This is a genomic window from Pseudomonas sp. C9, assembly GCF_002000165.1.
In the GTDB taxonomy this organism is placed as follows: Bacteria; Pseudomonadota; Gammaproteobacteria; order Pseudomonadales; family Pseudomonadaceae; genus Aquipseudomonas.
This window is the reverse complement of the sequence record NZ_MPAK01000001.1, coordinates 2,634,172-2,653,747: the sequence shown is the minus strand read 5'-3', so window position 1 is coordinate 2,653,747 and position 19,576 is coordinate 2,634,172. Positions and strand designations below refer to the sequence as shown.

Annotated in this window: 16 protein-coding genes; 7 read left to right on the top strand and 9 right to left on the bottom strand. The window is 60.2% G+C overall.

Features of this window, described 5'->3' with window-relative positions; translation table 11 throughout:
- Nucleotides 1–14 precede the first annotated feature (14 nt).
- From pstA to BMS17_RS12340, 4 genes are all read right to left on the bottom strand, one after another.
- Complete coding sequence (gene pstA, locus BMS17_RS12355; RefSeq protein ID WP_046030754.1) at nt 15–1,685, bottom strand: phosphate ABC transporter permease PstA; 1,671 nt, start codon at nt 1,683–1,685, stop codon at nt 15–17.
- 16 nt (nt 1,686–1,701) lie between these two features.
- Entirely contained in the window at nt 1,702–3,984 is a 2,283-nt protein-coding gene (locus BMS17_RS12350; RefSeq protein WP_046030756.1) for an ABC transporter permease subunit, read from the bottom strand.
- Nucleotides 3,985–4,237: 253 nt separating this feature from the next.
- A complete protein-coding gene (locus tag BMS17_RS12345; RefSeq protein WP_046030758.1) occupies nt 4,238–5,239 on the bottom strand; it encodes a phosphate ABC transporter substrate-binding protein PstS in 1,002 nt (333 codons plus the stop codon).
- A 241-nt stretch (nt 5,240–5,480) separates the two neighbouring features.
- On the bottom strand, nt 5,481–6,779 hold the full coding sequence (locus BMS17_RS12340; protein ID WP_046030760.1) for an MFS transporter: 1,299 nt from the start codon (nt 6,777–6,779) through the stop codon (nt 5,481–5,483).
- Between the two features lie 363 nt (nt 6,780–7,142).
- On the opposite strand from BMS17_RS12340, the gene BMS17_RS12335 reads away from it, so the two are divergent.
- Nucleotides 7,143–7,547 carry an acyl-CoA thioesterase gene (locus tag BMS17_RS12335; protein WP_007942704.1) on the top strand — a complete coding sequence of 135 codons (405 nt, stop codon included), beginning with the start codon at nt 7,143–7,145 and terminating at the stop codon, nt 7,545–7,547.
- Nucleotides 7,548–7,604: 57 nt separating this feature from the next.
- A complete protein-coding gene (locus BMS17_RS12330; protein WP_077431010.1) occupies nt 7,605–8,504 on the top strand; it encodes a D-hexose-6-phosphate mutarotase in 900 nt (299 codons plus the stop codon).
- 132 nt (nt 8,505–8,636) lie between these two features.
- On the opposite strand, the gene BMS17_RS12325 is transcribed toward BMS17_RS12330, so the two are convergent.
- From BMS17_RS12325 to BMS17_RS12305, 5 genes are all read right to left on the bottom strand, one after another.
- Nucleotides 8,637–9,173, bottom strand: coding sequence for a DUF3299 domain-containing protein (locus tag BMS17_RS12325; RefSeq protein ID WP_046030764.1), 537 nt, complete (start codon nt 9,171–9,173; stop codon nt 8,637–8,639).
- Nucleotides 9,174–9,261: 88 nt separating this feature from the next.
- A complete protein-coding gene (locus tag BMS17_RS12320; protein ID WP_008030708.1) occupies nt 9,262–9,507 on the bottom strand; it encodes a GlsB/YeaQ/YmgE family stress response membrane protein in 246 nt (81 codons plus the stop codon).
- Between the two features lie 108 nt (nt 9,508–9,615).
- Complete coding sequence (locus BMS17_RS12315) at nt 9,616–10,698, bottom strand: 5-(carboxyamino)imidazole ribonucleotide synthase (RefSeq protein WP_077431009.1); 1,083 nt, start codon at nt 10,696–10,698, stop codon at nt 9,616–9,618.
- A gap of 11 nt (nt 10,699–10,709) precedes the next feature.
- Nucleotides 10,710–11,201, bottom strand: a complete 492-nt coding sequence (gene purE / locus BMS17_RS12310) for a 5-(carboxyamino)imidazole ribonucleotide mutase (RefSeq protein ID WP_007942709.1) — start codon at nt 11,199–11,201, stop codon at nt 10,710–10,712.
- Between the two features lie 307 nt (nt 11,202–11,508).
- On the bottom strand, nt 11,509–12,423 hold the full coding sequence (locus tag BMS17_RS12305; protein ID WP_046030769.1) for a LysR substrate-binding domain-containing protein: 915 nt from the start codon (nt 12,421–12,423) through the stop codon (nt 11,509–11,511).
- 180 nt (nt 12,424–12,603) lie between these two features.
- On the opposite strand from BMS17_RS12305, the gene aspA reads away from it, so the two are divergent.
- The 5 genes from aspA to BMS17_RS12280 all read left to right on the top strand — a co-directional run bounded on the left by aspA (nt 12,604) and on the right by BMS17_RS12280 (nt 19,574).
- Nucleotides 12,604–14,028 (top strand): aspartate ammonia-lyase, encoded by a 1,425-nt coding sequence (gene aspA / locus BMS17_RS12300; RefSeq protein ID WP_027926288.1) that lies wholly within the window; start codon nt 12,604–12,606, stop codon nt 14,026–14,028.
- A gap of 464 nt (nt 14,029–14,492) precedes the next feature.
- The gene (locus BMS17_RS12295; RefSeq protein ID WP_077431008.1) at nt 14,493–15,944 is read left to right on the top strand and encodes a sodium:alanine symporter family protein; all 1,452 of its coding nucleotides are present in this window, start codon (nt 14,493–14,495) and stop codon (nt 15,942–15,944) included.
- Between the two features lie 162 nt (nt 15,945–16,106).
- Complete coding sequence (locus tag BMS17_RS12290) at nt 16,107–17,111, top strand: asparaginase (protein WP_077431007.1); 1,005 nt, start codon at nt 16,107–16,109, stop codon at nt 17,109–17,111.
- Between the two features lie 167 nt (nt 17,112–17,278).
- Nucleotides 17,279–18,277 (top strand): AraC family transcriptional regulator, encoded by a 999-nt coding sequence (locus BMS17_RS12285; protein ID WP_077431006.1) that lies wholly within the window; start codon nt 17,279–17,281, stop codon nt 18,275–18,277.
- 265 nt (nt 18,278–18,542) lie between these two features.
- The gene (locus BMS17_RS12280; RefSeq protein WP_077431005.1) at nt 18,543–19,574 is read left to right on the top strand and encodes a histone deacetylase family protein; all 1,032 of its coding nucleotides are present in this window, start codon (nt 18,543–18,545) and stop codon (nt 19,572–19,574) included.
- Nucleotides 19,575–19,576: the final 2 nt, after the last annotated feature.

Genomic DNA, 19,576 nt, shown 5'->3' with positions numbered 1-19,576 from the left:
TTTTGTGACGGCGATCAGCTGTCCAGCGCTTTGTATTTCTCGCGCAGGTGGTTACGGATGTACACCGCCGACAGGTTCAATGTCGCGATCACCAGCACCAGCAGCAGCGCCGTGGCGTACACCAGCGGCCGCGCGGCTTCGACGTTCGGGCTCTGGAAGCCGACGTCATAAATGTGGAAGCCCAGGTGCATGATCTTCTGGTCCAGGTGCAGGTACGGATAGTTGCCATCCAGTGGCAGCGACGGCGCCAGTTTCACCACACCCACCAGCATCAGCGGCGCCACTTCACCGGCGGCGCGTGCCACGGCGAGGATCATGCCGGTCATCATCGCCGGGCTGGCCATCGGCAGCACGATCTTCCACAAGGTTTCTGCCTTGGTTGCGCCAAGGGCCAACGAGCCTTCACGCACAGTGCGAGGGATTCGCGCCAGGCCTTCTTCGGTTGCCACGATCACCACTGGCACCGCCAGCAACGCCAGGGTCAGCGAGGCCCACAGCAGGCCCGGCGTACCGAAGGTCGGTGCCGGCAAGGCTTCAGGGAAGAACAGCCGGTCAACCGAGCCACCCAGCACATAGACGAAGAAGCCCAGGCCGAACACGCCGTAGACGATCGCCGGTACACCGGCCAGGTTGTTCACGGCGATCCGGATAATCCGGGTCAACGTGTTCTGCTTGGCGTATTCACGCAGGTAAACCGCCGCCAGTACGCCGAACGGCGTCACGATCATCGCCATGATCAATGTCATCATCACGGTGCCGAAAATCGCCGGGAAAATCCCGCCTTCGGTGTTCGCTTCACGTGGGTCGTCGGACAGGAATTCCCAGACCTTGCTGAAGTAGAAGCCAATTTTGGTGGTAGTGCCCATGGCGTTCGGCTGGTAGGCGTGAACCACTTTGCCGATGCTGATTTCGATTTCCTTGCCGTTCGCGTCGCGGGCGGTGAGGCTGTCGCGGTTGAACTGGGCGTGCAAGTCATTCAGACGGGCTTCAATGTCTTGATAACGTGCATTGAGCTCAGCGCGCTCGGCGTCCATGTCGGCTTGCGCAGCGGCGTCCAGCTTGCCGGCCAGTTCCAGTTTGCGACCGTGCAAACGAATGCGTTCCAGACCCGAGTTGATCGCGCCGATGTCGACCTTTTCCAGGGTCTTGAGCTGTGCCGCGAGTTTATTCACGCGATCAACACGCGCTTGCAGCTCAGGCCAGCCCGCTTCGCCTTCAGCGATGACTTTGCCGTCTTGTTTGACGTTGACCAGGTAACCGTAGAAGTTGCCCCACTCGCGACGCTCGATGGTCATCAGCTCAGGCGGCGTCTTCTGATTGGTCAGCCACTCGCCGACGACCCAGGTGAAGTCGTTGCCGTTCAAGTCACGGTTGCCGACCTTGATCAGCTCCCGCGTCATGAACTCCGGGCCCTGATCGGGCACCGGCAGGCCAGCACTTTTCAGGCGCTCGCGTGGAACTTCTTCCTTCTGTACCACTTCACCAATGACCAGGTGATTGGCCTGGCCCGGTACGTCGTAGCTGGCGTGGATCAGGTCCGCCGGCCAGAAGTGCCCCAGACCGCGCACGGCAATCACGGCCAGCAGGCCAATGGTCATGATGACAGCGATGGACACCGCGCCACCGCTGATCCAGACGCCGGGGGCGCCGCTCTTGAACCATCCATTCAGGGAGTTCTGTTTCACAGACTTCTACCTTTGCTTAAAGCGACGAGTATTTCTTGCGCAGACGCTGACGAATCAGTTCTGCGAGGGTGTTCATGACGAAGGTGAACAACAGCAGCACCAGCGCCGAGAGGAACAGCACGCGGTAGTGGCTGCCGCCGACTTCCGACTCCGGCATTTCCACCGCGACGTTGGCGGCCAGTGTGCGCAGACCTTCGAACAGGTTCATTTCCATGACCGGGGTGTTACCGGTGGCCATCAACACGATCATGGTTTCACCGACCGCACGCCCCATGCCGATCATCAGCGCCGAGAAAATACCCGGGCTGGCGGTGAGGATCACCACGCGAGTCATGGTCTGCCACGGCGTAGCACCGAGGGCCAGGGAGCCGAGGGTCAACCCGCGAGGCACGCTGAACACGGCGTCTTCGGCGATGGAGTAGATGTTCGGGATGACCGCGAAGCCCATGGCCAGGCCGACCACCAGTGCGTTGCGCTGGTCGTAGGTGATGCCCAGGTCGTGGGAGATCCACATGCGCATGTCGCCGCCGAAGAACCAGGTTTCCATGTACGGGCTCATGTACAGCGAGAGCCAGCCCACAAACAGGATCACCGGGATCAGAATCGCGCTTTCCCAGCCGTCCGGCACTTTCAGGCGGATCGACTCAGGCAGGCGGCTGAAGACGAAGCCCGCCACCAGAATGCCGATCGGCAGGAGCATCAGCAGGCTGAAGATACCCGGTAAATGCCCTTCTACATACGGTGCGAGGAACAGGCCGGCGAAGAAACCGAGGATCACCGTCGGCATCGCTTCCATCAGCTCGATCACCGGCTTGACCTTGCGACGCAGGCTTGGTGCCATGAAGTACGCGGTGTAGATCGCAGCGGCGACGGCCAGTGGTGCGGCCAACAGCATCGCGTAAAACGCGGCCTTCAAAGTACCGAAGGTCAACGGAGACAAGCTCATCTTCGGTTCGAAGTCAGTGTTGGCGGCGGTCGATTGCCAGACGTATTTAGGTTCGTCGTAGTTCTCGTACCAGACCTTGCTCCACAGCGCGCTCCACGATACTTCCGGGTGCGGGTTGTCGAGCAACAGCGGCTGAATCTTGCCGCCCTCTTCGACGATGATGCGGTTGGCGCGTGGCGACAGACCGAAAAGGCCTTGGCCTTCCACGACCTGGTCCACCAGCAAGGTGCGGTGGGCGGTGCTGTGGAACACGCCGAGCTTGCCGGAGGCGTCGAGGGCAACGAAGCCTTTGCGACGCTCTTCAGCGCTGATTTCAACGATAGGCGTGGTGCCCATCTGGAAAGTACGGATCTGCTTCAGACGCAGCTCGCCATCGGGGTCGCGCGCCATGAACCACTGGGCCAGACCACCTTTGGAGTCGCCGAGGATCAGCGAAATACCGCCCACCAGTTGAGTACTGGCAGTGATTTGCGCTTCACCGTCTTCAAGCAACTTGTAGCGACCGTTGAGGCTCTTGTCGCGCAGGCTGAACACGTCGGCCTGGGCACGCCCGTTGATCACATACAGCCACTGCTGGCGCGGGTCGACGAAGATGTTCTTCACCGGCTCGTTCATCTGTGGCAGGTCGATGCGCTTCTGCTCGTTGGTGATTTCACCGGTCATCATGTTTTCTTCGCTGGTCAGCGACAAAACATTGAGTTGTGAACCGGTTGCGCCCACCAGCATCAGCGTCGAATCGTTGGCGTTGAGGCTGATGTGTTCCAGCGCGCCACCGGCTTCGTTCAGTGCAATCGGCGTCTCGCCGTACGGGTATTCAACCGCTGGCGTGATGGTTTTCTTGCCATCCGGGTAGCTGACTTTATAGGTGTGACGGAACACCAGTGCCTTACCGTCGGACAGGCCCACGGCGACCAACGGGTGACCTGGCTGGTCTTCACCGATGGACGTTACGCTGACACCGGCCGGGATCGGCAGATCGACGCGCTTGAGTTCAGCGCCATTGTCGATATCAAAGAACAGTGCCTGGCCCTTGTCGGAAACCCGCATGGCGACCTGGTTCTGTTCTTCGAGGGAGATCATCAACGGCTTGCCGGCATCTTGCATCCAGGCAGGCGTGATGGCGTCCTTGGTCGTCAGGTTGGCACCCTGGAACAGGGGCAAGACGACGTAGCCAAGGAAGAAGAAAATCAGCGTGATCGCGCCGAGGACAGCGAGGCCGCCAATCAGGACGTACCAACGTGTCAGGCGATCTTTGAGCGCGCGAATGCGACGCTTGCGTTGCAGCTCAGGCGTATTGAAATCAATTCGCTTGGGGGGATTATTAGTCATGGTGGAATTGGCCAGATCATTCATTCGCACACCCTAGCGATCCTGTATGACAGAAAGATGACAGCGCAGTGACGCGACAAATCCGCTGCCTGTGGGAACTGGCAGCAGACCGGGAATTTGGGGGGGCCGGGTCACCTGCGTGGTAACCCTGAGCCGTTGTAGGAGCAGAGCTTGCTCGCGATAGCGGTCTTTCCAGTCACATCATTGCTGAATGTGTCGACGCCATCGCGGGCAAGCCTTGCTCCTACAGATCCGGGGCTAGCCCCGGATCAGGGTGTTACTTTTTTGCGACTTCAGCGCCGCCTTCCGACAGACCCAGGTCAGCCAGAGCTTTGGCTGCGACTTTGGCTGGCAGTGGGATGTAACCGTCTTTCACGACAACTTCCTGGCCCTGTTTGGACAGAACCAGTTTCACGAACTCGGCTTCCAGCGGGGCCAGAGGCTTGTTCGGAGCTTTGTTGACGTAAACGTAGAGGAAACGCGACAGCGGGTATTTGCCGTTCAGTGCGTTTTCTTCGGTGTCTTCGATGAAGTCAGTGCTGCCTTTCTTGGCCAGGGCCACAGTCTTCACGGAAGCAGTTTTGTAGCCGATGCCCGAGTAACCGATGCCGTTCAGCGAGGAGCTGATCGACTGTACGACCGAAGCCGAACCTGGTTGTTCGTTCACGTTTGGCTTGTAGTCGCCTTTGCACAGGGCTTCTTCTTTGAAGTAGCCGTAGGTGCCGGATACCGAGTTACGACCGAACAGTTGAACCGGCTTGTTGGCCAGGTCGCCGGTCACACCCAGGTCGCCCCAGGTTTTCACGTCGGTTTTAGCGCCGCACAGACGAGTGGACGAGAAGATCGCGTCGACTTGTTCCATGGTCAGGTGCTGGATCGGGTTGTCCTTGTGCACGAACACCGCCAGGGCGTCCACGGCAACCGGGATAGCGGTTGGCTTGTAGCCGTACTTCTGCTCGAAGGCAGCCAGTTCGGTGTCCTTCATCTTGCGGCTCATCGGGCCCAGGTTAGAGGTGCCTTCGGTCAGCGCAGGTGGCGCGGTGGCGGAGCCAGCGGCCTGAATCTGGATGTTTACGTTCGGGTATTCTTTCTTGTAGTTCTCAGCCCACAGGGTCATGAGGTTGGCCAGGGTATCGGAGCCGACGCTGGACAGGTTGCCCGACACACCAGTGGTCTTGGTGTAGCTCGGGATCGACGGGTCAACAGCGGCGAACGCGTTGGCAGTCGCAACGCCAGCAGCGACAAAAGTCATTGCCGCCATCAAACGCTTCAGTTTCATGCCTTACTCCTAGCAGATAGAGTTGTTAGTCGGGGCCAAGTATCAGCAGGCCGTGTGAACACTCTATGGCTGAAATATGACAATTGGATGAAAGGCCAGCATCTGAGTTTTAACTGGATGATTCGAGTTGTCCCCAATCGCGAGCAGGCTCGCTCCCACATTGGTTCTGTGGTCACCGAAGATCCACTGTGTGTGCGAGCTTGCTCGCGATGAGGCCAGTCCAGTCGATAAAAAAGTCGGCTTAACGCCCCTTCTTCCAAAGATACCCACCCACCAGAATCCCGACCCCGCAAATGATCGCCACATAATAGGCCGGCCCCATCGGGCTCTCCTTCAGCAGCAACGTCACCACCATCGGCGTCAAGCCACCGAAAATCGCGTAGGCCAGGTTGTACGAGAACGACAGCCCGCTGAAGCGCACCACCGCCGGGAAGGCTTTGACCATCACATACGGCACCGCGCCGATGGTGCCGACCAGCAGACCGGTCAGGGCATACATCGGGAACAACCAGTCCGGATGATTGAACAGGCTGTGATAGAAGGTCCACGAACTCATCAACAGCAAGGCGCTGCCAAACACAAACACCCGGCCTGCGCCGAAGCGGTCAGCCAAGGCGCCAGACGCCACACACCCAAGGCTCAGGAACACGATCGCCACGCTATTGGCTTGCAATGCAGTGGTCGGCGCGAAGTGGTAGACGGTCTGCAGCACGGTCGGGGTCATGAGGATGACCACGATGATGCCGGCGGACAGCAGCCAGGTCAGCAGCATGGAGATCAGGATCGCCCCACGATGGTCGCGCAACACCGCCCGCAGCGGCACTTCTTCAGCCAGCGCCTTGCGCAACTGCAGCTCGGCGAATACCGGGGTCTCGTGCAGCCAGCGGCGCAGGTACACCGAGAACAGGCCAAACACACCGCCCAGCAGGAACGGGATCCGCCAGGCGTAATCGGCCACTTCGCCCGGGGTATAAATGCTGTTAATGGCCGTGGCGACCAGGGAGCCCAGCAAAATGCCCGCCGTCAGGCCGCTGGTCAGGGTGCCGCAGGCGTAACCGATATGGCGCTGCGGTACGTGTTCGGAAACAAATACCCAGGCGCCTGGCACTTCACCACCAATCGCCGCGCCCTGAATGACCCGCATCAGCAGCAACAGGATCGGTGCCCACAGACCAATCTGCGCATAGGTCGGCAGCAGCCCCATGATCAGGGTCGGTACCGCCATCATGAAAATGCTCAGGGTGAACATTTTCTTGCGCCCCAGCAGGTCACCGAAATGCGCCATGACAATGCCGCCCAACGGCCGCGCCAGGTAGCCGGCGGCGAAAATGCCGAAGGTCTGCATCAAACGCAGCCACTCGGGCATGTCAGCGGGGAAGAACAGTTTGCCGACCACCGTGGCGAAGAACACAAAGATGATGAAGTCGTAGAACTCCAGCGCACCGCCCAGGGCAGACAGCGATAAAGTCTTGTAATCATTGCGGGTCAACGGTCGTGCGGGTTGAGCTGGCTGCGCGATGCTCGAAGGCGCTGTGGTCATGGCAAGGCTTCTCTTATAGTCGGATCTGCGACCTCAACAACGCTGGCCGAGGCTTGGACAGGTCCGGCACGATAGCAAATTGTTCGAAAAAGCACATAGAGGTGCGGTTTTGACCGCCAAAATGAGAACCGGACGGTCGTCTCGGAGTCTACCGACCGATATACTCGCGATCTGGCAACAATTTGAAAGGGTTGCTGTGCGAAGACGCTGCTGGCTCTACCAGTCGATTTCGCAGAGTTTCCCTTTAGGCGCCTTACGAAAAACGTGACGAACGTAGTATGTTCGGGGCTGAATCGTTTTTCTTGAAAGCGGCTATTCACCTGAAGTACCAATGAAGAGTCACGGGTCAGAGGCACCCCCGGCATGATAGAGCTCGAACAAGAAGATCCAATCCCGCAAGGCGACCTGGCCCTGCAAATCACCGCGCTTCCTCGCGAAACCAACGGCTTCGGCGATATTTTCGGCGGCTGGCTGGTGGCGCAGATGGATTTGGCCGGCACCGCCATGGCCAGCAAGGTTGCTGGTGGACGCGTTGCCACCGTTGCGATTGATCGTATGGCGTTCCTGGTTCCAGTGGCGGTGGGCGCTCAGCTCTCCTTTTATACCCAGGCCCTGGAAATCGGCCGCAGCTCGATCAAGATGATGGTCGAAGTCTGGAGCGACGACCCGCTGTCCAGTGAGTGGCGTAAAGTGACTGAAGCGGTGTTCGTGTTCGTCGCCATCGACGGCAGCGGCCGCACTCGCTCGGTTCCGCCCCGCGCGCGTTAAACGCTGCGGCGGTTTTGCGGTCCATTGCAGTCATTGTTCCCGATCGAGAGTTGTCCCATGAACACGCCCAACGTTGAAGCCGTGAAACTGGATGAACTGAACTGCTGGCGTATCCGCCACGGTCAGGCCGAATTGCTGGTTGCCCAGCAAGGTGCGCACATCCTCAGTTATCAATTGGCCGGCCAACCGCCGCTGATCTGGCTCAACGACGAGGCTGTGTTCAAGACCGGCAAAAGCATCCGCGCCGGCGTGCCGGTGTGCTGGCCGTGGTTCGGTAACCTTGCACGCAACCCGCAGAGCGTCCAGGCGATGCGCGTCAGCAGCGAGCCGCCCGCGGCCCACGGATTTGTCCGGGCGATGGATTGGGAACTGGGCGGCATCGAAACCGAGGGCGAAAGCCTGAAGGTGGAATTCCTGCTGCCCTACCCTGAAGGTGGCTTTGCGGAGTGGCCTCACCAGGTGGACTTGAAGCTGAGCATTCGCCTGGATGAGCAACTGCACATCAACCTGACCAGCCATAACCAGGGCACTGACACCGTCACCCTCAGCCAGGCACTGCACAGCTATTTCGCGGTCAGCGATGTGCGCAACGTGCAGGTCGAAGGGGTGGCTGGCTTGAGCTACATAGAAACGCTGGAAGACTGGAAAACCAAGGAACAGCACGGTGATCTTCGCTTTACCGGCGAGACCGATCGCATTTACCTCGACACCCCGCCTCTGCTGAGTATCGTCGACCCGGCCTGGGAACGTCGCATCGAGCTGACCAGCCAAAACTCGCGCAACGCAGTAATCTGGAATCCCTGGATTGAACGCGCGGCAGCGTTCAGCGACATGGCCGACGATGGCTGGCAGCGCATGTTGTGCATCGAGACAGCGAATGTGATGGATGATGTGGTGACACTGGCGCCGGGTGCCAGTCATACCCTCGGCGTGAGCATCGCTAGCAAATCCCTCTAACACTGCAAAACCAATGTGGGAGCGAGCTTGCTCGCGATGGCGATATAACAGGCAACATTGATGTTGGATGTTATGGCCTCATCGCGAGCAAGCTCGCTCCCACAGTTGATCGTTGTCAGGCTTACTGGCGCGTTACAAATCCGACTCTTTGACCACCCGCACTTTCGCCGCATCCAGCGCATACGCCGCGTCGGCCAGGTCGTTGTTGACCGTCTCGATCTTCAGCGTGCCGGTTACCCACAGCGGTGTGTAGATGTCATCCAGCTTCAGCCCCTTCGGATAACGCACCAGCACCAACTGATTGGGTGGCGGTGGCGGCACGTGGATGCAGGCGCCCGGGTACGGCACGAGGAAGAACAGCGTGCTGCGACCCTTGGCATCGGACTCCAGCGGCACCGGGTAACCACCGATACGGATGTTCTTGTCATTCATGGACGGCACGGTTTTGGTCGAATACATCACCGCCGGCAAGCCTTTGCTCTGTTTCATGCCACCCTTGGCGGTAAACGTGCCGTCGCCTTCCGGGGAGTTGTGGTCGATTTCGGGCATGGCCTCGAGGGCTTTCTGGTCCGACTTGGGCATCAGTTCGAGCCAGTCGGTTTCCGGCAGTTCGCCGGCATGGGCCAAACCACTGCCCAGAAAAAGGAGAGTCAACAGAAGACGGCGCATTGAGGTGCTCGGTAAAGGAAGGGTGATAAGTCGCCGAGCATTCTAGCCCTCTCTGCGTGCGGCGCAGAGGGGGCTTTGTCGCTTTGGATCAGTTCTTTTTGATCAGGCCGTAGATCACCAGCAACACCACGGCGCCGACCAGCGCACCAATGAAGCCCGCGCCTTGGCCGGCCTGATAGATGCCCAGAGCCTGGCCGCCGTAAGTGGCCGCCAGTGAACCGCCGATACCGAGCAGGATGGTCATGATCCAGCCCATGCTGTCATCGCCTGGTTTCAGGAACCGAGCCAGCAGGCCGACAATCAAGCCGATAAAGATGGTTCCGATAATTCCCATGGCATTTCCCTCTGAATGATTTGGATATGCCCAAAGCCTAGTCAGACTTTGGCATCCTGCCATGAGAGAACGGCGGCCCCTGAATGGTTCCGCCGCGGCCACATGAAACTATTCGGCGATGAGCGCTTCGACCTTGAGGATCTGTGCCGCCAGCGTCTCGCGGTCCGCACAGCGCAGGTTGGCGTGACCGACCTTGCGACCGGTCTTGAACGCCTTGCCGTAGTGGTGCAGATGGCAATCGGCAATCGCGATCACCTTCTCAACCGGTGGTACAACGCCGATGAAGTTGAGCATCGCGCTCTCACCGATTTTGGCCGTCGAACCCAGCGGCAGGCCGGCAACGGCCCGCAGATGGTTTTCGAACTGGCTGCACTCGGCGCCTTCAGTGGTCCAGTGCCCGGAGTTGTGTACGCGCGGGGCAATTTCGTTGGCCTTGAGGCCACCGTCGACTTCAAAGAATTCGAACGCCATCACGCCGACATAATCCAACTGTTTGAGCACGCGGCTGGAGTAGTCTTCAGCCAAGGCTTGCAGCGCGTGGTCGGTGCTGGCCACGGACAGTTTGAGGATGCCGCTGTCGTGGGTGTTGTGAACCAGCGGGTAGAACCTGGTTTCACCATCGCGGGCACGCACAGCGATCAGCGAGACTTCGCCGGTGAACGGCACGAAGCCTTCCAGCAGGCAAGCAACGCTGCCAAGTTCCGCGAACGTGCCGACAACGTCTTCAGGTTTGCGCAGGACTTTCTGGCCCTTGCCGTCGTAACCCAGGGTGCGGGTTTTCAGCACGGCAGGCAGGCCGATGGAGGCCACGGCGGCGTCCAGGTCGGCTTGCGACTGAATGTCGGCGAACGCCGGGGTTGGAATCCCCAGGTCCTTGAACATGCTCTTCTCGAACCAGCGATCCCGCGCAATGCGCAGGGCTTCGGCGCTTGGGTAGACCGGGACGAATTGCGACAGGAACGCCACGGTTTCAGCCGGGACGCTTTCGAACTCGAAGGTCACCAGATCGACTTCATCGGCCAGCTGACGCAGGTGGTCCTGGTCGCCGTAATCGGCTCGCAGGTGTTCGCCCAACGCGGCTGCGCAAGCATCCGGCGCGGGGTCCAGGAAAGCGAAATTCATACCCAGCGGGGTGCCCGCCAGCGCCAACATGCGACCCAACTGGCCGCCACCGATTACACCGATCTTCATCGTCAACAACCTCAGGCGATGCGTGGGTCTGGATTGTCCAGGACGCTGTCTGTCTGTTCAGCACGGAACGTTTTCAGCACGTCGTGGAACTGCGGGTGCTTGGCGCCCAGGATACTCGCCGACAGCAGCGCGGCGTTGATCGCGCCAGCTTTGCCGATGGCCAGGGTCGCCACCGGGATACCCGCTGGCATCTGCACGATGGAGAGCAGCGAATCGACGCCCGAAAGCATCGCCGACTGCACCGGCACGCCCAGCACCGGCAGGTGGGTCTTGGCCGCACACATGCCTGGCAAGTGGGCCGCGCCACCGGCACCGGCGATAATCACCTCGATGCCACGGGCCTCGGCCTCTTCGGCGTACTGGAACAGCAGGTCCGGGGTGCGGTGGGCAGAGACCACTTTCACCTCGTAAGGAATGCCGAGCTTTTCCAGCATATCGGCGGTGTGGCTAAGGGTGGACCAATCGGACTTGGAGCCCATGATCACGCCAACCAGTGCACTCATCGTCGTGCCTCTTCTCTCTGGGCGCCCGCAGGCGCGTCAAAAAACAACAAGCCACGCAAAATGCGTGGCTTGATGTACGAATTATGGCCGGGCGAACCGGCCGAAGGCCGCGCAGTATACCGCAATGACGCAGATAAACAGCCCCTGTTACGACCATCTGTCATACGGCGCAAAAGCCCGGTTTTATTGACTTTCAGGTCAGCAGACAGACTTGCCATAAACCCCGCCCCTGTAGGAGCACAGCTTGCTGGCGATGGCGTCCTGTAAGTCGCCATCGCCAGCAAGCTGTGCTCCTACAAAGGCATCGTTAGCTGGTTGTCCCTTGGGCTGCGCCACTTTCAAGCTTGCGCCACAACAATCGCACGTTGGCCTTGCGCACCAAGGCGCAACGGTACAGGCGAATCTCCAGTGGTACATGCCATTGCGGGCCGCCGCAGACCACCAGTTCGCCGCGAGCCAGTTCGGCGCGCACGCTGAGTTGCGGCACCCAGGCAATGCCCAGTCCTTCCAGCGCCATGCTTTTCAGGCTGTCGGCCATGGCCGTTTCGTAGATCGTGGTAAACCGCAGCGCCCGCTGGCGCAGCAGCATGTTGACCGAGCGACCGAGAAAGGCGCCGGCGCTGTAGGCCAACAGCGGCACACTGCCCTCGCCTTCCAGGTCGAACAGCGGTTTGCCGTCCGCATCGGCCGCGCACACCGGGAGCATCTCGGTGTGACCCAGGTGCAGGGATGGAAAGATCTCCGGGTCCATCTGCAAGGCAGCGTCGGGGTCATAGAACGCCAGCATCAAATCGCAGCCACCTTCACGCAATGCGTGCACTGCGTCGCCAACGTTGGTCGCCACCAATCGCGTGGCGATGTTCAGCCCCTCATTGCGCAATTGCGCGATCCAGCGCGGAAAGAAACCCAGCGCCAGGGAGTGAGCGGCGGCGACCTGCATCACCTCGCCCTGCCCACCTTCCAGGTGATGAAGATGACGCAGCACTTCGCCCAGTTGTTCGACCACAGTCCGCGCGGTCACCAGAAACAATTGCCCCGCCGCCGTCAGCTCGACGGGCGTGCGCGAGCGATTGACCAGTTGCAGCCCCAGCGCGGCTTCAAGGCTGCGGATTCGCCGGCTGAACGCCGGTTGTGTCACGAAGCGTCGTTCCGCAGCCTGGGAGAAGCTGCGGGTGGCGGCCAGGGCGCTGAAGTCCTCCAGCCATTTACTTTCAAGGTTCATCACGCCCTCCCGGACACGCACCAATTTAGGTCACACGCTCGCCGCACACGCGGCGTCACATGGGCATTATGCCGAATGTGCATAGGCTAGTGTTTAACAGCATTGGCCCAAAATTCTCCACAAGCCTAGCATTTGCAGTGTTCCGGCACAGACCGGGTCCATATCGAGATGATTTCTATCATGTCCTCCGCTGCATCTTTCCGCACAGAAAAAGACCTGCTTGGCGTACTCGAAGTACCTGCTCAAGCGTATTACGGCATCCAGACCCTGCGAGCGGTGAACAACTTCCGCCTCTCGGGCGTTCCGATTTCGCATTACCCGAAGCTGGTTGTCGGCCTGGCCATGGTCAAACAGGCCGCCGCTGACGCCAACCGCGAACTGGGTCACCTGAGCGAAGCCAAGCACGCTGCCATCAGCGAAGCCTGTGCACGTTTGATCCGCGGCGATTTCCACGAAGAGTTCGTGGTCGACATGATTCAAGGCGGCGCTGGCACTTCAACCAACATGAATGCCAACGAAGTCATCGCCAACATCGCGCTGGAGGCCATGGGTCACCAGAAGGGCGAGTACCAATACCTGCACCCGAACAACGACGTGAACATGGCGCAGTCGACCAACGACGCCTACCCGACCGCGATCCGCCTGGGTCTGTTGTTGGGTCACGACGCATTGCTGGCCAGCCTCGACAGCCTGATCCAGTCGTTCGCCGCCAAAGGTGAAGAATTCAGCCACGTTCTGAAGATGGGTCGTACCCAGCTGCAAGACGCCGTGCCGATGACCCTGGGCCAGGAATTCCGTGCCTTCGCCACGACCCTGGGCGAAGACCTGGCGCGCCTTAAAACGCTGGCGCCTGAACTGCTGACCGAAGTGAACCTGGGCGGTACTGCGATCGGTACCGGCATCAACGCCGACCCGCGTTACCAGCACCTGGCCGTTCAGCGCCTGGCACTGATCAGCGGTCAACCGCTGGTACCGGCCGCCGACCTGATCGAAGCCACGTCCGACATGGGCGCCTTCGTACTGTTCTCCGGCATGCTCAAGCGCACCGCGGTCAAACTGTCGAAGATCTGCAACGACCTGCGTCTGCTGTCCAGCGGCCCACGCACCGGCATCAACGAAATCAACCTGCCGGCGCGTCAGCCAGGCAGCTCGATCATGCCAGGCAAGGTCAACCCGGTTATCCCGGAAGCGGTCAACCAAGTGGCGTTCCAGATCATCGGCAACGACCTGGCCCTGACCATCGCGGCCGAAGGCGGCCAACTGCAACTGAACGTGATGGAGCCGCTGATCGCCTTCAAGATCTTCGACTCGATCCGTCTGCTGCAACGCGCCATGGACATGCTGCGCGAGCACTGCATCACCGGCATCACGGCCAACGAAGAACGTTGCCGCGAACTGGTCGAGCACTCGATCGGCCTGGTGACTGCGCTGAACCCGTACATCGGCTATGAAAACGCCACCCGTATCGCCCGTATCGCCCTCGAAAGCGGCCGTGGCGTACTGGAACTGGTGCGCGAAGAAGGCTTGCTCGACGACGCCATGCTCGCCGACATCCTGCGCCCGGAAAACATGATTGCTCCGCGTCTGGTTCCGCTTAAAGCCTGAACCGACGCGTTACTTGTAGCACCGCTCACCAGGTCGAGGGACTAGACACCTCTCACCTTTTGAGGGCTTGGGGATTTAATCCCCAGGCCCTTTTTTTTAACTTTTTGGCAGCAAATGAATGTCTGGAGACTGAGAAATGTGGGAGCGAGCTTGCTCCCACAGAAAAGCAGTTCCCACATAACCTGGCGCAAAAATGTCAGGTGTTTCAAAGGCTTCGCGTGATCGCTTGCACCACAACTGTGCAGACGGACGGCACACTCATCGGTATAGTGCCGCCCCTCTTCGCATGAGCGGTCGTCGGTAACGAGGCCCAAACCCATGCGAAACCCGAACTAATAACAAACCTGCGATAGGGGACCGGGACGAACACGTGCCTCACCTGTTGTGCCACGCGCACAGCGGTGTAACTCGATGTTGCTGCCTGCCCAACATTTGCCTACATAAAAAACAGCGAGGAATAATCCATGCTCGAAGTCATTAACGACTTCCTCTCAGGGAAAGTACTGATCGTGCTCATTGTCGGGCTCGGTAGCTACTTCACGATCCGCTCGCGTTTCGTTCAATTGCGTCACTTCTTCCACATGTTCGCGGTGTTCCGCGACAGCCTCAAAAGCAGCGCCGGGCAACTCAGTTCGTTCCAGGCCCTGATGCTCAGCCTCGCCGGCCGCGTCGGCGCAGGTAACATCGCCGGTGTCGGCATTGCCGTGACCCTGGGTGGCCCCGGTGCGGTGTTCTGGATGTGGGTGACCGCGCTGGTCGGCATGTCCAGCAGCTTCTTCGAATGTTCCCTCGGCCAGCTCTACAAGCGCTGCGACTCCGACGGCACCTACCGTGGCGGCCCGTCCTACTACATTCAGCATGGCCTGCAAAAACGCTGGTTGGGCATGATCATGGCGTTCCTGTTGCTGGTGACCTTCGGGTTTGCCTTCAACGGCCTGCAATCCCACGCCGTGACTCACTCGCTGAACAACGCTTTCGGCTTCGACACCACTTACACCGGCATTGCGCTGGCCGTTTTGCTGGGGCTGGTGTTCGTCGGCGGGATCAAACGCATCGCCAAGGTCGCCGACTTGCTGGTACCGGTGAAAACCCTGGTGTACATCGGCGTGACTATCTATGTGATCGTGCTGCAATTCGATCAAGTACCCGGCATGTTGATCACCATTGTCAAAAGCGCTTTCGGTCTCGACCAGGCGTTTGGCGGCCTGATCGGCAGCGCCATCGTCATGGGCGTGAAGCGTGGCGTGTTCGCCAACGAAGCGGGCCTGGGCAGTGCGCCGAACGTGGCGGCCGTGGCCTCGGTCGAGCACCCGGTGGCACAAGGCGTGGTCCAGGCGTTCAGCGTGTTCCTCGACACCTTCGTGATCTGCACCTGCACCGCGTTGCTGATCCTGCTCTCGGGTTTCTACACCCCGGGCTTCGAAGGCGATGGCATTGCCCTGACCCAGAACTCGCTGGCCGCCGTCGTCGGTGACTGGGGGCGGATTTTCATCTCCGTGGCCTTGTCGTTGTTCGTGTTCACCTCGATCCTCTACAACTACTACCTGGGCGAGAGCAACCTGCGCTTTTTGATCGGTGAAAACCGCAAGGCACTGATTGGCTATCGTGCATTGGTGTTGGCGTTGATCTTCTGGGGCGCCATCGAAAACCTGGGCACGGTGTTCGCCTTCGCCGACATCACCATGACGATGCTCGCGTTCGTGAACCTGATCGCGTTGTTCCTGCTGTTCAAGGTCGGCATGCGCATCCTGCGTGACTATGACGACCAGCGTGCTGCCGGGATCAAGACGCCAGTGTTCGATTCGAGCAAATTCGCCGACCTGGACCTCGACCTGAAAGCCTGGCCAGCCAACCCGCCAGCGCCAGCGCCGACAGCAACAACCGAGCCGCAAGGCGTACTCGCAGCGCAACGCTGACCGGTAAAAAAACCGGGCGCATCCCCTGCGCCCGACGTGACACAACGTGCGACCGGCGTCATGCTCGGTCGTATGTTGTTTGGGTGCTGAGCCGGCCAGACCGCGTCGCGGCCTTCGCGAGCAGGCTCACTCCCACACCGTTACCGTTTTCGGAGAACCGCCATGAATTCCTCGACCTACCCTGCCGCCCAACACGTCATGGTGCTCTACACCGGTGGCACCATCGGTATGCAAGCCAGCGCCCACGGCCTTGCCCCGGCGTCCGGTTTCGAAGCGCGGATGCGTGAATACCTGCACAGCCAGCCTGAGCTGGTGGTGCCGCAGTGGCGCTTTCGCGAGATGTCGCCGCTGATCGACAGCGCCAACATGACTCCCGCGTATTGGCAGCAGCTGCGCGAAGCCGTGGTGGAGGCAGTGGATGTGCTGGGCTGTGACAGCGTGCTGATCCTGCACGGCACCGACACCCTCGCGTACAGTGCGGCGGCCATGAGTTTTCAGCTGCTCGGCCTGCATGCCCGCGTGTGCTTTACCGGCTCGATGCTGCCAGCCGGTGTGACCGACAGCGATGCCTGGGAAAACCTCAGCGGTGCGCTGGTTGCCCTCGGTCATGGCCTGGCACCGGGCGTTCATCTGTACTTCCATGGCGAACTGCTGGACCCGACCCGATGCGCGAAGGTGCGTAGTTTCGGGCGTCATCCGTTCAAGCGGCTGGCGCGTCAGGGTGGCGGTGAGAAGGCTTCTTCCATACCGGCGCCGCTGACCTACAACCAACCCAAGCAATTGGCGAAAGTCGCTGTGCTGCCGCTGTTCCCCGGCATCGGCGCCGAGATACTGGACGGCCTGCTCGACAGCGGCATTCAAGGCCTGGTGCTGGAGTGCTACGGCAGCGGCACCGGGCCGAGCGACAATCCAGAGTTCCTCGCCAGCCTGGAACGGGCGCGGGACAAGGGTGTTGTGGTTGTAGCCGTCACCCAATGCCATGAAGGTGGCGTCGAGCTGGATGTTTACGAGGCTGGCAGTCGGTTGCGTGGTGTGGGTGTGCTTTCAGGTGGCGGCATGACCCGTGAAGCGGCGTTCGGCAAGTTGCATGGCTTACTGGGTGCCGGGCTCGACACCGCTGAAGTGCGGCGCCTTGTAGAACTCGACCTCTGCGGCGAACTCATCTGACACCACACACACCCCTGTAGGAGCCGAGCTTGCTCGCGATAGCGGTATGTCAGTCACCATTGAACTCGACTGAAATACCGCTATCGCGAGCAAGCTCGGCTCCTACAGGTCCTTCGCTCGGCATATAACTTGCTGCGTTCCAGCCATTCCACGGCTGGACGCCCCCCATGCTCCACTCCCACCTCACCACCCTCAACGCTGTCTCTCTGGTGCTCAACACCTTCAAGGCCGAAGGCCTTTCCAGCGAGGCATTACTGGCCGGCAGCGGTATCAGCGCGGCAGACCTGAGTCGGGCGGACACGCGTATCACGACCAACCAAGAGATGCTGGTGTGCGCCAATGCTGTCGCGTTACGCCACGACATTGGCCTGGAGCTGGGCCGGAGAATGCACGTTTCGTCCTACGGCATGCTCGGGTACGCCTTACTCACCAGCGCCACTTTAGGTGACGCCTTGCAACTGGCACTGCACTATCCGGCGCTGCTGGGAACACTGTTCGAACTGAGCCTGGAAGAAGATAACGAACGCATCTGGCTCACCGCTGGCGACTATCGGGAAAACCCGGCACTGGCACCCTTCAATGTGGAATTTTGCCTGGTGTCGATGAAAGTCACCTGCGAAGACCTGCTCGGCCGACCTTTGCCGCTACTGGGCGCACGCTTCGAGTACTCGGCACCGGACTATCAGGCACGCTACACCGAACGTTTCGACTGCCCCTTGCAGTTCGACGCCGCGTCCAACGCCTTTGCTTTCGACAAAAGCTGGCTGGATCAGCCCCTGCCGCTGGCCGACGCCATTACCCACCAGGCCATGGCCGAACGCTGCCGCAAGCAAAACACCGAATTCACCGGGCGTCAGGCCTGGCTGGGGCGTATCCGCCAACTCCTCGCCACCCAGTTGAGCGCGGCACCGGGCCTGGACGGTCTGGCCGAACAGTTGAATTGTTCGGCGCGTACTTTGCGACGACATCTCAAGGACCTGGGATGCAGCTATCAGGAACTGCTCGATGAGCTGCGGTTCGAACAGGCCAAGCGAATGCTCTGCGAGGATCAACTACCGATCTACCGGATTGCCGAGGCATTGGGGTTCAGCGAGACCGCGAGTTTCCGCCATGCGTTTGTGCGCTGGAGCGGCGTGGCGCCGAGTCAGTTCAGGCCACACCGATAACCCCTGTGGGAGCGGGCTTGCCCGCGAAGAGGCCAGTACATTCGACGCATCTCCATTGACTGGACCACCGCTTTCGCGGGCAAGCCCGCTCCCACAGATTTGGCATTCCAAGCCCAATGTTGAAGCGTCGTCGCGCCATTAAGGGGCGAATTTCGGTCAAACCTTTTGGCCATATTTATCCCCTTTTGGCCTTTCCTGCCGTTCTCTCAAACCCCGCCTCCCGCAAGACTGTGATCAACCGAATCAGCCTGCGGAGAACAAGAAAATGCTGACGATCTACTCAGACGATCACCACCTTCACCATGGCCGTTGCGAATTGATCGACGGGCAACTCAAGCCGTGCTTTGAGATGCCGTCGCGCGCCGACCATGTGTTGCAACGCGTGCAAAAGCAGAATCTGGGCCCGGTCGAAGCACCGCAAGATTTCGGCCTTGAGCCGATCGCGCGCATTCACAGTCGCGACTACCTCGATTTTTTCAAAGGTGCCTGGGCACGCTGGACCGAGTTCAACACCGACGGCGATTTGCTGCCCTACACCTGGCCGGCCCGCACCTTGCGCCGGATCATCCCCACCAGCCTGCACGGCCAGCTCGGTTATTACAGCTTCGACGGCGGCGCACCGATCACGGCCGGTACCTGGCAAGCGGCGTACAGCGCAGCGCAAGTGGCGTTGACCGCTCAAGCCGAAATCCAGCGTGGAGCGCGCAGTGCCTTCGCGCTGTGCCGCCCACCGGGACATCACGCTGCCAGCGATTTGATGGGTGGTTATTGCTACCTCAACAACGCCGCCATCGCCGCTCAAGCGTTCCTCGATCAGGGCCACAGGAAGGTCGCGATCCTCGACGTCGATTACCACCACGGCAACGGTACCCAATCGATTTTCTACGGGCGCAGCGACGTGCTGTTCGCCTCGATTCACGGCCACCCGGAAGCGGAATTTCCATTCTTCCTCGGCTATGAAGACGAATTCGGCGAAGGCCCGGGGGAAGGCTTCAACTTCAACTACCCGTTGCCCGCCGGCAGCGGCTGGGACACCTGGAGCGCAGCCCTGGATCAGGCCTGCCAAGAGATCGAAAAGTACGGCGCTGACATTGTCGTGGTTTCCCTGGGCGTCGATACGTTCAAGGACGACCCCATCTCCCAATTCAAACTCGACAGCCCGGATTACCTGGCCATGGGCGAGCGCATCGCGCGCCTCGGCAAGCCGACTCTGTTCGTGATGGAAGGCGGTTACGCGGTAGAAGAAATCGGCATCAATGCCGTCAACGTTCTCGAAGGTTTTGAAAGCGCCCACTGAGG

Coding starts and splice junctions, on each gene's coding strand:
- BMS17_RS12350 (WP_046030756.1), bottom strand. CDS start 3,984: ATGAATGATCTGGCCAATTCCACCATGACTAATAATCCCCCCAAGCGA.
- BMS17_RS12280 (WP_077431005.1), top strand. CDS start 18,543: ATGCTGACGATCTACTCAGACGATCACCACCTTCACCATGGCCGTTGC.
- BMS17_RS12295 (WP_077431008.1), top strand. CDS start 14,493: ATGCTCGAAGTCATTAACGACTTCCTCTCAGGGAAAGTACTGATCGTG.
- aspA (WP_027926288.1), top strand. CDS start 12,604: ATGTCCTCCGCTGCATCTTTCCGCACAGAAAAAGACCTGCTTGGCGTA.
- BMS17_RS12325 (WP_046030764.1), bottom strand. CDS start 9,173: ATGCGCCGTCTTCTGTTGACTCTCCTTTTTCTGGGCAGTGGTTTGGCC.
- BMS17_RS12340 (WP_046030760.1), bottom strand. CDS start 6,779: ATGACCACAGCGCCTTCGAGCATCGCGCAGCCAGCTCAACCCGCACGA.
- BMS17_RS12315 (WP_077431009.1), bottom strand. CDS start 10,698: ATGAAGATCGGTGTAATCGGTGGCGGCCAGTTGGGTCGCATGTTGGCG.
- BMS17_RS12335 (WP_007942704.1), top strand. CDS start 7,143: ATGATAGAGCTCGAACAAGAAGATCCAATCCCGCAAGGCGACCTGGCC.
- purE (WP_007942709.1), bottom strand. CDS start 11,201: ATGAGTGCACTGGTTGGCGTGATCATGGGCTCCAAGTCCGATTGGTCC.
- BMS17_RS12285 (WP_077431006.1), top strand. CDS start 17,279: ATGCTCCACTCCCACCTCACCACCCTCAACGCTGTCTCTCTGGTGCTC.
- BMS17_RS12320 (WP_008030708.1), bottom strand. CDS start 9,507: ATGGGAATTATCGGAACCATCTTTATCGGCTTGATTGTCGGCCTGCTG.
- BMS17_RS12290 (WP_077431007.1), top strand. CDS start 16,107: ATGAATTCCTCGACCTACCCTGCCGCCCAACACGTCATGGTGCTCTAC.
- BMS17_RS12305 (WP_046030769.1), bottom strand. CDS start 12,423: ATGAACCTTGAAAGTAAATGGCTGGAGGACTTCAGCGCCCTGGCCGCC.
- BMS17_RS12345 (WP_046030758.1), bottom strand. CDS start 5,239: ATGAAACTGAAGCGTTTGATGGCGGCAATGACTTTTGTCGCTGCTGGC.
- BMS17_RS12330 (WP_077431010.1), top strand. CDS start 7,605: ATGAACACGCCCAACGTTGAAGCCGTGAAACTGGATGAACTGAACTGC.